Source organism: Ruegeria sp. YTSA135 (assembly GCF_059610165.1).
Genome location: NZ_JBXWNC010000014.1, coordinates 91,150 through 105,933, shown reverse-complemented (window position 1 = coordinate 105,933; position 14,784 = coordinate 91,150). Strand labels below are relative to the sequence as shown.

General features: G+C 57.0%; 13 protein-coding genes. 10 read left to right on the top strand and 3 right to left on the bottom strand.

Features of this window, described 5'->3' with window-relative positions; all coding sequences use genetic code 11:
- Positions 1–65 precede the first annotated feature (65 nt).
- The 10 genes from AC2FIT_RS17170 (at position 66) to AC2FIT_RS17125 (ending at position 11,333) form a co-directional block, all read left to right on the top strand.
- Positions 66–1,325, top strand: coding sequence for an ABC transporter substrate-binding protein (locus tag AC2FIT_RS17170; RefSeq protein WP_496831250.1), 1,260 nt, complete (start codon positions 66–68; stop codon positions 1,323–1,325).
- Positions 1,326–1,421: 96 nt separating this feature from the next.
- Positions 1,422–2,345, top strand: a complete 924-nt coding sequence (locus AC2FIT_RS17165) for a carbohydrate ABC transporter permease (protein WP_496831249.1) — start codon at positions 1,422–1,424, stop codon at positions 2,343–2,345.
- A gap of 1 nt (position 2,346) precedes the next feature.
- Positions 2,347–3,195 carry a carbohydrate ABC transporter permease gene (locus AC2FIT_RS17160; protein WP_496831248.1) on the top strand — a complete coding sequence of 283 codons (849 nt, stop codon included), beginning with the start codon at positions 2,347–2,349 and terminating at the stop codon, positions 3,193–3,195.
- Between the two features lie 22 nt (positions 3,196–3,217).
- Positions 3,218–4,558 carry an alpha-glucosidase/alpha-galactosidase gene (locus tag AC2FIT_RS17155; protein WP_496831247.1) on the top strand — a complete coding sequence of 447 codons (1,341 nt, stop codon included), beginning with the start codon at positions 3,218–3,220 and terminating at the stop codon, positions 4,556–4,558.
- Positions 4,559–4,583: 25 nt separating this feature from the next.
- Positions 4,584–6,293: an IlvD/Edd family dehydratase gene (locus tag AC2FIT_RS17150; protein ID WP_496831246.1), complete on the top strand. Its 1,710-nt coding sequence runs from the start codon at positions 4,584–4,586 to the stop codon at positions 6,291–6,293.
- On the top strand, positions 6,293–7,060 hold the full coding sequence (locus AC2FIT_RS17145; protein WP_496831245.1) for an SDR family NAD(P)-dependent oxidoreductase: 768 nt from the start codon (positions 6,293–6,295) through the stop codon (positions 7,058–7,060). Before AC2FIT_RS17150 ends, AC2FIT_RS17145 begins: the two co-directional genes overlap by 1 nt.
- 4 nt (positions 7,061–7,064) lie before the next feature.
- The gene (locus AC2FIT_RS17140; RefSeq protein ID WP_496831244.1) at positions 7,065–7,958 is read left to right on the top strand and encodes a 2-dehydro-3-deoxygalactonokinase; all 894 of its coding nucleotides are present in this window, start codon (positions 7,065–7,067) and stop codon (positions 7,956–7,958) included.
- Entirely contained in the window at positions 7,955–8,560 is a 606-nt protein-coding gene (locus AC2FIT_RS17135) for a 2-dehydro-3-deoxy-6-phosphogalactonate aldolase (RefSeq protein ID WP_496831243.1), read from the top strand. The genes AC2FIT_RS17140 and AC2FIT_RS17135 overlap by 4 nt, the downstream gene beginning before the upstream one ends.
- Complete coding sequence (locus AC2FIT_RS17130; protein ID WP_496831242.1) at positions 8,557–9,417, top strand: SMP-30/gluconolactonase/LRE family protein; 861 nt, start codon at positions 8,557–8,559, stop codon at positions 9,415–9,417. The genes AC2FIT_RS17135 and AC2FIT_RS17130 overlap by 4 nt, the downstream gene beginning before the upstream one ends.
- Positions 9,414–11,333: a beta-galactosidase gene (locus AC2FIT_RS17125; protein WP_496831241.1), complete on the top strand. Its 1,920-nt coding sequence runs from the start codon at positions 9,414–9,416 to the stop codon at positions 11,331–11,333. The genes AC2FIT_RS17130 and AC2FIT_RS17125 overlap by 4 nt, the downstream gene beginning before the upstream one ends.
- A 39-nt stretch (positions 11,334–11,372) precedes the next feature.
- On the opposite strand, the gene AC2FIT_RS17120 is transcribed toward AC2FIT_RS17125, so the two are convergent.
- Genes AC2FIT_RS17120 through AC2FIT_RS17110 form a run of 3 tightly spaced genes read right to left on the bottom strand, consistent with a single transcriptional unit; the run spans position 11,373 to position 14,675 of the window.
- The gene (locus AC2FIT_RS17120; RefSeq protein WP_496831240.1) at positions 11,373–12,632 is read right to left on the bottom strand and encodes an ABC transporter permease; all 1,260 of its coding nucleotides are present in this window, start codon (positions 12,630–12,632) and stop codon (positions 11,373–11,375) included.
- Positions 12,629–13,549, bottom strand: coding sequence for an ABC transporter permease (locus AC2FIT_RS17115; protein ID WP_496831239.1), 921 nt, complete (start codon positions 13,547–13,549; stop codon positions 12,629–12,631). Before AC2FIT_RS17115 ends, AC2FIT_RS17120 begins: the two co-directional genes overlap by 4 nt.
- 13 nt (positions 13,550–13,562) lie before the next feature.
- Complete coding sequence (locus tag AC2FIT_RS17110; protein ID WP_496831238.1) at positions 13,563–14,675, bottom strand: ABC transporter ATP-binding protein; 1,113 nt, start codon at positions 14,673–14,675, stop codon at positions 13,563–13,565.
- Positions 14,676–14,784: the final 109 nt, after the last annotated feature.

The window sequence follows — 14,784 nt, the reverse complement described above, 5'->3', positions numbered from 1 at the left end:
TAGTTTTCAATATATAAAACATGGTTTCAATAAATGGAACCAAAGGGAATCTAAGGGAGGACACCATGCATTCCTTGTTCAAGCGCACAGCGGCCGCGCTGGCGGCCAGTGTGGCACTGGCTGCACCTGTTGCAGCCGAACTGACCGGCGAGCTGCGAATCTTCCTCGACACATCGAACCCGGCGCCGCGCGCGACGATGGAAGCGATGATCGAGCGGTTCGCGGAACAACATCCGGGGCTGGAGATCGAAACCACGGTCATCGACCGCGAAGCTTACAAGACGCAGATTCGAAACTTCCTGACAGCAGACACACCGGATGTCGCCACATGGTATGCGGCCAATCGCATGAAACCCTATGTCGAGGCTGGTCTGTTCGAGGACGTGTCTGACCTGTGGGCCGAGCCTGAAATCGCCGCCAACCTGGCCTCTACCAAGGGCGCACTGACGATCGACGGCAAGCAGTGGGGTGTGCCCTATACCTATTACCAGTGGGGTGTCTATTACCGCAAAGACATCTTTGACGAACTGGGCTTGACCGAACCCACAACCTGGGAAGAGGAACTGGCAAACTGCCAGAAAATCGTGGAGTCAGGCCGCGCTTGCTACACCATCGGCACCAAGTTCCTGTGGACCGCCGGTGGCTGGTTCGACTACCTCAACATGCGCACCAACGGGTTCGAGTTCCACAACCAACTCGCAAACGGTGAGGTCAGCTGGGAAGATGATCGGGTCAAACAGACCTTCGCCAACTGGAAACAGTTGATCGAAATGGGCGCATTCATCGACAACCACCAGACCTATAGCTGGCAAGAAGCCCTGCCCTTTATGGTCAACGGCGATGCCACCGCGTATCTTATGGGTAACTTCGCCGTGGCGCCCCTGCGCGAGGCTGGTTTGACCAACGATCAACTGGATTTCTACCAGTTTGTTTCGATCAATCCTGATGTTGAGCTGGCCGAAGACGCGCCGACCGACACGTTCCACATCCCAGCCAACGCATCGAACAAAGACGCCGCGCGCGAATTCTTGCGTTTCGTTGTCTCGGCAGACGAACAGACCGAGATCAACAATGGCGCAAACCTTGGCCAATTGCCCGTGAACGCGCAGTCTGCGGTTGATGATGACAAGTTCCTGCAACAGGGATTTGCGATGTTGTCGTCCAACAGCCCCGGCGGGGTCGCCCAGTTCTGGGATCGCGACGCACCGGCCGAAATGGCCAAAGTGTCGATGGAAGGCTTCCAGGAGTTCATGGTCAAGCCTGACAACCTGGACCGTATTCTGGCAAAACTGGAACGCGCCCGCGAACGTATCTACGAAAACTGATCTGGTCAGGCCGGGAAAAAGCCCGGCCTGCACCTTGTCAAGCGTAAGGCGGGTGCAGCCCGCCTTACTCCTTATACCAAATCCCCGAGTATCCGCATGTCTGTCGTCGAAGTCTCAGATCAGGAAAGCTGGTTTCACAAGAATCAACAGCGCATCGCACCGTGGCTGTTTCTGGCCCCCGGTCTGCTGTTCTTCATGGTCTATGTGATCATTCCGGTGTTTCAGTCATTTAACCTGTCTCTCTACGAATGGGATGGGCTTGGCGCGGCCGAATATGTCGGGTTTCGAAACTACGAAGACCTCTACTGGGAATGGGTTGACCGGGATGCCTTTTACACGTCCCTAAAGAACAACCTGATTTGGTTGCTTTTGTATCTGGCGGCTATTCCGGCGGGTCTTTTCATTGCCCTCTTCCTCAACCAGACAGTCTGGGGTATTCGGCTTTACAAATCACTGTTTTTCTTTCCATTCGTTATTTCCCAAGTCGTCGTGGGCCTTGTCTTTACCTGGTTTTATGATCCGACCTTTGGCCTGCTGAATGAATTTCTTGGCCTTTTCGGCCTCGGTCCGCTGAACGTGCTGGGCGATGAACGGTTCGTGACCTACGGCATCATCTTTGCCGGTCTGTGGCCGCAGACAGCCTACTGCATGATCCTCTACCTCACCGGCCTGAACGCCGTGGACCCCGAACAGATTGAGGCCGGGCGTCTGGACGGCGCAAAGGGGTTTCGTATGCTGTGGCATATCATCTTGCCCCAACTTCGCCCCGCCACCTTCATCGCCTTTGTCGTCACCATCATCGGTGCGCTGCGTTCTTTTGACCTGATTTCTATCATGACACAGGGCGGTCCTTTCGGTTCGTCCCGCGTGCTGGCCTACTATATGTTCGAGGTCGCCCTGTCTGAATACGGTTTCCGCATGGGCTATGGCGCGGCCATCGCCGTGGTGCTTTTCCTCATCATGCTGTGCTTCATCGCCTATTTCCTGTGGTCAATGTACCGCGAAGAAAGGGGGCACTGAGATGTTTCCCAAACCCATCGAAAAACAACCCCGCGCGGCACAGATCACGTATCAGGCGATGCTGCCTCTGGCGCTGCTTCTGTGGCTTGGACCGCTGCTTGCGGTGGCTCTTTTCTCGGTCAAGCCTGCCGCAGACTTCACCAATGCGAACTATTGGGGGATGCCGTCCAGCTTCGAGGGCGCGTTCAATTATGGGCAGGTCTTTTTCAATTCGGATATGCCGCGCTACCTCCTGAATTCGTTCATGATCACCATCCCAACGGTGATCGGCGCTGTTGCACTCAGTTGCATGACCGGCTTCGCTCTGGGGATCTACAGGTTCAAATCGAACATTTGGATTTTCTTCATGTTCGTGGCGGGCAATTTCGTACCCTTCCAGATTCTGATGGTCCCGGTGCGCGACCTGACCTTGCAACTGGGGCTTTACAACACCAAAACCGGGTTGGTTCTGTTCCACATCGCCTTCCAGACCGGATTCTGTACGCTGTTCATGCGCAATTTTATCCGCGCCCTTCCGTTTGAACTGATTGAGGCGGCGCGCGTTGAAGGCATCAGCGAATGGCGCATCTTCTGGTACGTGGTTCTGCCGCTGATGAAACCCGCCATTGCGGCGCTGAGCGTGCTGATCTTCACCTTCATCTGGAACGACTATTTCTGGGCTGTCGTGTTGACCCAAGGGGCCGAAAGCCAACCTGTCACTGCGGGGATCACCAGTTTCAACGCGCAGTTCAGAGCCGCCTATCAGTTGATGAGCGCGGGCTCTATCGTCGCGGCCCTTCCGCCGGTGGCAATGTTCTTTCTGATGCAGAAACACTTTATCGCGGGCCTGACACTTGGAGCTGTGAAATGACGTCAAACCATAGGCTTGCAACATGACAAAAATCACCTTTATTGGTGCCGGTTCCACAATTTTCATGCAGAACATCGTGGGCGATGCTCTGCTGACACCAGCGCTGTGCGACAGCCATTTTGCGCTGATGGACATTGACCCCGAGCGTCTGGCCGAAAGCGAAGCGGTTGCCCGCGCCATGATCCGCTCGGTCGGTTCGGGTGCGTCTGTTTCGACCCATACAGATCGACGCGCCGCTTTGGATGGGTCAGATTTCGTTATCACCGCGTTCCAGATCGGCGGATATGAGCCGTGTACTGTGACCGACTTTGAGATTCCAAAACAATACGGCCTGCGTCAGACCATCGCCGACACGCTTGGCGTCGGCGGCATCATGCGCGGGCTGCGCACGGTTCCGGTGTTGTGGGACGTGGCACGGGACATGATGCAGCTTTGCCCGAACGCGACCCTGCTGCAATACGTGAACCCGATGGCCATAAACACATGGGCGCTGGCCGAGCAATTCCCGGCGCTGAAACAGGTCGGTCTATGCCACTCGGTACAGAATACGGTCGAAGAACTGGCGCATGACCTTGACCTGCCGAAAGACGAAATCCGCTACAAGGTCGCGGGCGTCAATCATGTCGCCTTTTTCCTGCGGCTGGAACATAAGGGCCGCAACCTTTATCCCGCATTGCAACAGGGATACGGCAGCGGTCAACTTCCCAAGCCTCCGCTACTGATGCCACGTTGCCCGAACAATGTTCGGTACGAGGTGATGGATCACCTGGGCTATTTCTGCACCGAAAGTTCCGAGCATTTGGCCGAATATGTGCCGTGGTTCATCAAAGATGGGCGAGAAGACCTGATCAAGCAGTTTTCCATCCCGCTGGATGAATACCCCACTCGATGCGTGGAACAGGTTGCAAATTGGAAAGAACAGGCCAAGACCCTGACGGATGGCCGCAACATCGAGGTAATCCGCAGTCACGAATTCGCTGCCGATCTGATGAACGCCATAGTCACTAATACGCCTTACGTGGCCTATGGAAACCTGCCCAACACCGGCCAGATACCGCAACTGCCCTTGGGGGCCGCCGTTGAAACCCCCTGTCTGGTCGACGGCAACGGCGTGCAGCCTTCGATCGTTACCGATATTCCACCGCAACTGATCGCACTGATGCGGAGCCAGATCAATGTGCAAGAGCTTACCGTGCGCGCATTGGTCGACCAGAACCCAGAACACATCTATCACGCCGCCATGATGGACCCGCACACAGCCGCCGAATTAGACCTGCGCCAAATCCGCAGCCTTGTCGATGACCTGTTAATCGCGCATGCCGACTGGCTTCCGGATTGGTGCAAACCTGCAAAAGCCGCCTGAACCAAAGACTAGAAGGCTGACAAAAATGACAAAGAAACGCCGCTCGCAACACTGGTATGGAAAACTCGACAAAGACGGGTTCATCCACCGGTCCTGGATGAAGAATCAGGGCTTTCCCGATCACGCCTTTGACGGGCGCCCGATCATTGGCATCTGCAATACATGGTCCGAGCTGACACCCTGCAACTCGGGCCTGCGCGATCTGGCCGAGGGCGTGAAGCGCGGCGTTTGGGAGGCAGGCGGTTTCCCGGTTGAGTTTCCGGTCATGTCTCTGGGCGAAACCCAGATGAAGCCCACTGCCATGCTGTTCCGCAACCTTCTGGCGATGGATGTTGAGGAGTCGATCCGCGCCTACGGCATCGACGGCGTTGTTCTTTTGGGCGGCTGTGACAAAACCACGCCGGGGCAGTTGATGGGCGCAGCCTCAGTCGATCTGCCTTCGATCGTTGTCAGTTCCGGCCCTATGCTGAACGGCAAGTATCGCGGCAAGGATATCGGGTCGGGCACAGATGTCTGGAAATTCTCCGAAGCTGTCCGCGCCGGAGAAATGACGCTGCAAGACTTCATGAACGCCGAATCCGGCATGTCGCGCAGTGCAGGTGTTTGCATGACCATGGGCACCGCATCGACCATGGCCTCACTGGTCGAGGCGATGGGGATGAGCCTGCCCACCAACGCCGCGCTTCCGGCAGTTGACGCCCGCCGTATGGCTCTGGCGCATCTGACCGGGAAGCGGATCGTTGAAATGGTGGATGAAAACCTGAAGCCGTCGGATATTTTGACCAAAGAAGCGTTCGAAAATGCCATTCTCACCAATGCCGCCGTGGGTGGATCAACCAACGCCGTTGTTCATTTGCTGGCTTTGGCCGGTCGCGTAGGTGTTGATCTGTCACTCAAGGATTTTGAGATCGGGTCGGAAATACCCCTGCTTGTAAACTGCATGCCTTCGGGCAAATACCTGATGGAAGATTTCTGCTACGCGGGTGGTGTGCCCGTGGTTCTGAATGAGCTGAAAACCTTCCTTCGCCCTGCCAAGACCGTTCTGAACAAAGATATTTCGGCCCATTACGAGGGCGCCGAATGCTTCAACCGCGACGTGATCCACCCCTTCGATGATCCGGTGAAACCTGCTGCGGGCCTGCGCGTCTTGCGCGGAAATCTCGCACCCAATGGCGCCATCGTAAAGCCCTCGGCCGCGACGGACGCGCTGTTGGAAACCGAGGCAGACGCTTATGTCTTTGAAAACATCGAAGACCTGAAAGCCAACATAGACCGGGATGATCTGCCAGTGACGGCAGACACTATTCTGGTGCTCAAGGGCTGCGGGCCCAAGGGCTATCCCGGCATGCCAGAAGTTGGCAATATGCCAATTCCCGCAAAGCTCGTGAAAGAGGGTGTGCGCGACATGATCCGAGTTTCGGATGCGCGTATGTCCGGCACAGCCTTTGGCACTGTAATCCTTCATGTCAGCCCCGAGGCGCAGGCCGGGGGAACGCTGGCGCTGGTCAAAACCGGCGACCGCATCCGGGTGTCCGCCAGCAAGGGTGAGTTGGAACTGCTCGTTGATGAGGCAGAACTGGCTACCCGCCGCGCAGCGTGGCAACCGGACGACCCGCACTATGCCCGCGGTTACGCAAAACTTTATATCGACCACGTCCTGCAGGCGGATCAGGGCGCCGACCTTGATTTTCTTGTCGGCAAAGACACCCGCCTTGTGACCAGAGAGAGCCACTGATGGATCAACCAGCAACTTTCCACGATTTGAACGGCGCGTCTGTCTTTATTACTGGCGGCGGCTCTGGCGTTGGTGCAGCGTTGACGGACGGATTTCTGGCCCAAGGTGCCAACGTGGCCTTCATCGGTCGCTCGGACGCCAGCGGATTTGTCGCGGAAATGCGTGACAAACACGGTCGCGCACCGTTGTTCATGCAGGCCGATATGACAGATACCGCATTGCTGCACGCCACGATGCAAAAAGCCTCGGAGGCGCATGGTCCCTTGAACGTACTGATCAACAATGCAGCTAACGACCAACGCCACTCGCTTGAGGAAACCACGCCCGAGTTTTGGGACTGGATGATTGAGGTCAACCTCAAGGCTTATTTCTTTGCCTGTCAGGAAGCGGCGCGCCAGATGCAAGGGGAAGGCGGGGCCATCGTCAATTTCAGCTCAATCAGCTACATGATGGGCAATGCTGGCTATCCAATCTACACGACCTCGAACGCCGGTATTACCGGGATGACCCGATCCCTTGCGCGTGAGCTTGGGCCGAAGAACATACGTGTGAACGCGCTGGCCCCGGGGTGGGTTCTGACCCAGAAACAGTTGGATATGTGGGCTACTCCCGAAGACCTCGCGGCCCATATGAACCGCCAATGCCTTAAGGAACACCTGACGCCCGAAGATATGATCGCGCCGACCCTGTTCCTGGCCTCCAATGCCAGCCGTGCAATGACCGGACAATGCATGGCGGTTGACGGCGGCGTTGTCGTAACGGGGTAGAGACATGAATTCTGAATGGATCGCTGTCGATTGGGGAACGTCGCATCTTCGTGTCTGGGCGATGCGGGGCGATACCGTGGTTGATCAGGCTCAGTCTGACAAAGGCATGGCCCGCGTCGACAGAGATGAGTTTCAGGCCGCCTTGTTGGAACTGATCGAAGGCTGGTTGGGGGCTGAACCCGTAGATGTGATCGCATGTGGAATGGTGGGCGCGCGGCAAGGTTGGGTCGAGGCACCATATTCGGCGGTTCCCTGCGCCCCCACGCCCGTCGCCCCGTTTCGCGTTCACAACACTGACGCGCGCATTCGCGCCTTTGTCGTGCCCGGTTTGAAGCAGACCTCTCCACCAGATGTCATGCGAGGCGAAGAAACCCAGATCGCGGGATTTCTGGCCGGTCGCCCAAACTGGGACGGCGTGGTTTGCCTGCCGGGAACCCATAGTAAGTGGGTTCAAGTCAGCGCCGGAGAAGTCGTCAGTTTCCGTACCTTCATGACCGGAGAGATGTTCAACCTTCTCAGTGGCCAATCGGTGCTGAAACACTCGGTTGGCACTGGTTGGGACGATGCAGCCTTTGTCGATGCCACGACTGACACGTTGTCAAAACCGGAACAGCTGGCGGCACGGCTGTTTGGCTTGCGCGCTGCCGATCTGCTGCAGGGACAAGATGGTAGTATCGCCCGGGCGCAGCTTTCGGGTTTTCTGATTGGCGCTGAACTGGCTGCAACCCGACCCTACTGGTTGGGCCAGCAACTGGCGATCATTGGGACTGCCGGGCTGTCTGGAATTTACGCCAAGGCCTTAGAAACCCAAGGCGCGTTCGTGGAAACCGCAGACAGCACTGAATGCACATTGGCCGGCCTTCTACTGGCCCGCAATCTGACGAGGCAAACCGTATGAACCGTCCCATCATTGCCATCCTGCGGGGTTTAACACCGTCGGCTGCATTGGCAACCGGGCAAGCCCTGATCGACGCCGGGATCGACAAGATCGAAGTCCCGCTGAACTCGCCCGATCCGCTGGACTCCATCGGTCGTCTGGCGGAGGAATTCGGCGACCGTGCTTTGATTGGCGCAGGCACCGTTCTGACGCCAGGGCAAGTGGACGAAGTCGTCGGGGTTGGCGGCAAACTGATCGTATCGCCAAATTGCGACCCCGAGGTGATTTCACACACTCACAGGCTGGGCTTGGAAAGCTGGCCCGGCATCTTCACACCGACCGAGGCTTTCGCCGCCCTCAAGGCTGGAGCTTCCGGGCTGAAACTGTTTCCCGGCGCGCTGGCCGGTCCGGCAGGTCTGTCGGCACTGCGCCCAGTGTTGCCCAAGGGTACGCTTGTATATGCTGTGGGCGGCGCAGGGCCTGAAAACTTTGATAAGTGGATCGCAGCCAGCGCAGATGGGTTCGGCATCGGATCGGCCCTCTACAAACCCGGCATGACGGTATCTGAGGTCGCGGCCAAGGCGGCACAGATCGTCGCCGCGTATGATGAGGCCGCAGGATGAGCACCATCTTCGACAACCGCCCTTGCGAGTTGGGCGAAGGCCCTTTGTGGCATCCCGAAGGCCAACAGCTTTTCTGGTTCGATATCATCGGCAAAACTCTGATGACGCAAAAGAGCGGCGAACCACGCGGCTGGCAGTTTGACGAACATGTCTCAGCCGCTGGGTGGGTCGACCGGGAAACGCTGCTGATAGCTTCTGAAACGGGTTTGTGGCGTTTCAGCCTCAAGACTGGTCAAAAAGACCTAGTCGCGTCTCTTGAGGCGAACAACCCGATTACCCGCTCGAACGACGGACGCGCTGACCCCTGGGGGGGGTTCTGGATCGGGACGATGGGCAAAGCGGCGGAGCCCCACGCCGGTGCGATCTATCGGTATTGGCGGGGCGAATTGCGGCGGGTGGTGCCGAACGTCACGATCCCGAATGCGATCTGCTTTGCGCCGGACCGCTCCTGTGCTTACTACGCCGATACACTGACAAAACAAGTCATGCGCCGATCTCTGAACCGGGAAACCGGCTGGCCCGAAGAAGACGGATCGGTGTTTCTGGATTTTCGGGTCGATGGCCTGAACCCCGACGGTGCCGTGGTCGATGCCGAAGGGAACATTTGGATCGCGCAATGGGGTGCAAGCCGCGTAGCGACCTATACACCGTTCGGAAAGTTCATAAGCGCCAATACATTCGATGCCACGCATACTTCGTGCCCTGCCTTCGGCGGTGACGATTTGACCATGCTTTTCTGCACGTCGGCCCGCGAAGGTCTGAACGCTGAAACACTTGCACAACAACCTACCAACGGCATGACCTTTTCCGCCTCTGACGCAGGTAAAGGGCTGCCCGAATACAGAGTCCTTTTATGAAACCTGAACTTGGCGTTTGCTACTATCCCGAACACTGGCCCGAAGAGATGTGGGCCAAAGACGCCGCCCGAATGGTTGAATCCGGGCTGACCTGGGTGCGGATCGGCGAGTTCGCCTGGAGCCGGATGGAACCCACACCCGGCGATTTGCGCTTTGACTGGCTGGACCGCGCGATTGAGGTATTGGGATTCGCCGGGCTCAAGGTTGTTCTTGGGACACCCACGGCGACCCCGCCACGATGGATGCTTAAGAAACACCCCGATATGCTGGCCGTTGACGCACAGGGACAGCCGCGCAAATTCGGCTCGCGCAGGCATTACTGTTTTAGCCATCAGGGCTGTATCCAAGAATGCACCCGGATCGCCCGGATCATGGGTGAGCGTTATGGCCGCAATCCGCATGTGGCGGCTTGGCAGATCGACAACGAATATGGCTGCCACGACACAACGATCAGCTACAGCCAAGCCGCCCTGCGCGCGTTTCAATATTGGCTGGAGGACCACTACGGCTCGGTCGACGCATTGAACACGGCTTGGGGCAACGTGTTTTGGTCGATGGAATACGGCAGCTTCGATCAGATCGACCTGCCCAACCTGACTGTGACAGAACCAAACCCAGCGCATGTCCTGGCGTTCCGCCGGTTCAGCTCGGATCAGGTGGCGGTCTTTAACAAAGCGCAGGTTGACATACTGCGGCCCCTGACGGACGCGCCGATTTTGCACAACTATATGGGTCGGATACTGGATTTCGACCATTTCAAAGTGGGCAAAGACTTGGATATTGCCACTTGGGACAGTTATCCGATCGGGTTTCTTTCAGACCGGCTTGAGGCGGACGAGGCGCATAAAACTGCGTTCCTGCAACAGGGCGATCCGGACATGCAGGCCTTTCACCACGACCTCTACCGCGCCGTGGGGCGCGGCCGCTGGTGGGTGATGGAACAACAACCCGGCCCGGTAAACTGGGCGCCGTTCAATCCCGCCCCCCGTCCCGGTATGGTGCGCCTTTGGTCGCTTGAGGCCGTCGCGCACGGGGCCGAGGTGGTCAGCTATTTCCGTTGGCGGCAGGCACCATTTGCGCAAGAACAAATGCATGCGGGACTTTTGACGCCGAATGACAAACCCGCCCCCGCCTTGTCCGAAGTGCGGCAGACAGCCGATGATCTGGCACAATTGGGTCCGGTCACGCAGACCCGGGCCGACGTGGCCATTCTGTTCGATTACGCATCGGATTGGGCGTGGCAGACACAACCACAGGGGGCTGGGTTCAACTATTTCCGGCTGGTTTTCTCAGCCTATCGCGCGTTGCGGCGGGCGGGTCTTTCAGTGGACTTCCTATCCGCACAAGACACCCCGGAACCCGGATACAAGCTTATCCTTGCTCCGGGGCTCGCGACGCTGGACAGCGACTTGGAAAACCGCCTTATACAGGACTGCGATCTGGCAATTCTTGGCCCTCGCAGTGGGGCGATTACACGAGACTTCCAAATCCCAAAGGCAGGACGCCCGGGTCTGTCAGGGCTGAATTGCGACGTCGATCTTGTCGAAACCCTGCCCCCAAACGTGCATCGAACTGTCGACGGAGGTGGTGCTGCCCAGCATTGGATTGATCGATTGTCCGGCACTGCGCCTGATTTGTTGACATTTACCAATGGCACACCGGTATTAAAAGGGACCGATCGGCTTTGGTATCTTGCAGGTTTTCCTGATGACCAGCTGTGGGATCGGGTCGTCGAGATGGCTGCAGCCAAGGTCAAATTGGACATCCACCCCCTGCCCGAAGGGTTGCGGCGGCGCGAGACGGATCAGTATATATTCTTGACGAACTACACCGCCGCTCCAATCAATTGGAACAACCACGAAATTGCGCCCTGTGATGTAGTTATCCTGAAAAAGAACGCGCCCCAGAAAGGTTAGATTTCCGGGCACGCATCTTTTGAGTTTCGACCGGTTCCGTCAGTCATTTTGCAGGCTGTTCGGATCAAAGGCACCGCCGAACCCGCCGTTGCTGGATGGCGGAGTGTCGGACTCCGGTTCTGTTTCCTCACTGTCGCCGCCCAAGGCGTTTGGAGCGAATACATTGCCAAAACCGCTGTTGTTGGACGGCCTTGGCGCGGATTGCGCGCCACCCTGCTCGGCCTCTTCCGCCTCGCGTTGTTTGCGCTGTTCCTCGCGCTGCTCACGCAGTTCCTGAATACGCTGCTCTGCCTCAAGCCGCTTTTGCTCGCGGACATTGGCGACGCATTGAGCCGGGTCATAGGCGGTCGCAGTGCCGACAACCGTGATCGTTGCAACGGCGAAGATAACAACCAATATCGCGGCCGCATTGCCGGCAAAAAAGCTAGGAAGCTTGATTTTGCCTGCCAGTTCCTCAACCGTCGCGTTCTTACGTGCTGCTGCAACCAGTTCCTGACGCTTCAGTTTGGCCTCGTTCAACAGGGCAAAGAACACAGTCAATGCCACGATGATAAAGGCCAGTGCCGAGATCGAAGGTGTGATGCCATAGCGCACCTTTTGCGCAAGTTCGATGGTCAGCGTTGGGTACTCGCCAAATGTAAAGGTGGTTGTGTTGTAGTTCTCGAACGAAGCGAGGAATGCCAGAACCGCTGCCGAAGCAATAGCGGGCCGCATAAACGGTAGCAGGATTTTCCGGAATGCCTGCGCATGGGTCGCGCCAAGGTCAAGCGCTGCTTCGGTCAGCGCCACGTCATAGCGTTGCAGACGCGCCACCAAAACCAGCATGCAATAACTGGCGATAAAGGTAGATTGGCCAATCACCGTCAGGAATACGCCGTTCGACAACACACTGTCTGCGCCCAGCCCCAACATGCGGTTGATCCGATCCCAAAACACTAGTGTCGAGATACCAAGAACCACGCCAGGTATCAGGATCGGCGCGATGATAACCGTGTAATATGTGGCCCGCAGTTTGGGCCAGATCTGCGTCAGCGTCAGCGCCCCCGCCAGCCCCATCGCCACTGACAGAACCACCGTCCCGGCACCAATGATCAACGAGTTTTTGATACCATTCAGGATGCGCTGGTCCCGAAACAATTCATCAAACCACTGGAAAGTCAGGCACTCCCACGGCGTCATCCTTGGAAAGGCCGATGAGTTGAATGCCGTAACCGACATGATCACAAGCGGGCCTAGCAGGTACAGGAAAAAGATGACCAGGTAGGCCCAGATGCTGACACGAAGGAAGGACCCGCTCATTTACCGATATCCCCCATGTTCACCTTGAACAGGCGCATCACGGCCAGAACGAACAGGATGCAAGTCACCAGAAGAACAATCGCGTAGGCAGCGCCTTGCGGCCAGTCATTGTTATCATTGAACTGTTGATAGATCAGCTGTGTGAACCACAACGACGAGGGCCCGCCCAAAATCTGCGGTGCGGCCAGCGCTCCGGCGCTGAGCATGAACACCATTGTACAGCCTGAACTGATCCCCGGCTTGGCATACGGAATGACCACCCGCCAGTGAATCCGCCACCATGGGGCGCCCAGGTCCCGCGCGGCCTCAATCTGGTTATGATCCAGGCTTTCGATCACGTTGTAGATCGGGAAGATCATCAGCAGGATATACGCGTATCCCAGACCCGCGTAGAGCGCGATATCGTTACGGATAAAGTCGAACGGCGTATCAAAAACGCCCAACCCGACAAACAGGGTATTCAACACGCCGGTCTCGCCAAAGATGATCCGCAGCGCGAAGGCGCGCAGGATTTCGTTGATCCAATAGGGGATGATCAGCATGATCGCGAAGATGCGGATATGGCTGCCCTTGGATTGCCCAAGGTAGTAGGCTATTGGATAGCAAATGATCAGGTTGAAGATCGTCACGCAGATCGCTGCAATCAAGGTGCGGAAAAAGACCCTGAGATCAACGGCGTTATAATCCTGACTGCCGCCTTCGGGGCCATAGATCAGGTATTTATAGTTCTCCAACGTATAGACATCTTTTGGCCCGCCTATCTCTGGCGGTGGAAGGTTGGGACGGAACGAGAAGTCCAGCATCGACAGTTGTGGCAATATGATCAGACCGATGGTCCAGAACAGGACCAGACCCAGGATCGCCAGCCCCATGCCGGTGCCGTTGCGATTGAAAAACTCTTTCAGAAATTTGGGCATCCGTCAGTCCCTCTTATTCCGCGGCCAGCTCACCCGCTGGAACCAGAACCGCATTTTGGGTTTCGTATTCCAGCGTGATGCTTTGCCCGGTATGGTCCTGGAATGACTGACCAAGGTTCGGAATTGACACCTTTATTTCCTTACCACCCTCACCTTGGGTGAAGATGTTGAAGACGTTTCCTTCGAACTCTTCGTGTTTGACGCGCGCCGTTACATAGTGATCTCCGGTCGCGCCGTCAGGGGCGATTGCCAATGCTTCAGGGCGGATGAACAGCATCGCATCGTCGCCCTCTTTCATCTTGCCTTGATTGGCTGTCGAAATTCGCGCCACCAAATCGCCCGAGCGGTTGGTCGCGATCATCGCCTCGGTGCCCATAACCTGCTTGATCTTGCCCCGAAACACATTGTTTTCGCCCACGAACGATGCCGCAAAGGCCGTATTAGGGTCATTGTAGATGGTTTTTCCTGTCGCGATCTGATCAATCACCCCGTCCCGCATGACGGCAATATTGTCCGACATGGTCAACGCCTCACCCTGGTCATGGGTGATGTAGATAAAGGTGATGCCAACGCGCTGTTGTATTTCGCGTAGTTCAGTCCGCATATGCTGGCGCAGCTTGAGATCCAGCGCTGAAAGCGGTTCGTCCAGCAACAGCACATCGGGTTCTGCACATAAGGCACGGGCAATGGCCACGCGCTGACGTTGCCCGCCCGAAAGCTCACTGGGTAGCTTGTCGCCCTGCCCCGGCAGCGCGATCATGTCCAACAGCTCATCCGCGCGTTTGCGGCGTTGCGCGGCACTGGCCCCCTTGATCTCCATCGAGAAAGTAATGTTTTCCCAAACTTTCATCAGCGGGAACAACGCGAGATTCTGGAAGATCAGTGCAGTCGGCCGCTTGTTGGGCCCGATGCCCTGCATGTCTTTGCCACCGATCAGAACCCGACCCTCACTTGGAGTCAGAAAGCCGGAAACAGCGCGTAGGATAGTCGTCTTGCCGCACCCCGAGGGTCCAAGAAACGAAAAGAAATCGCCGCCGTTAATGTTCACATTCGCATCCCTCACGGCGACGAAATCGCCGAAACGAATCCACAGGTTTTCCAGATCTACACCGACCCCTGCACTCATATTTGGTATCTCCGTCTGGCGCGATGACTGACCGCACCGAAATGGTATCCGTCACGCCGTAAAGACGTGCAGGTTAAATGCCCCCCGCGCCGCGGCGGAGGGCATCGTT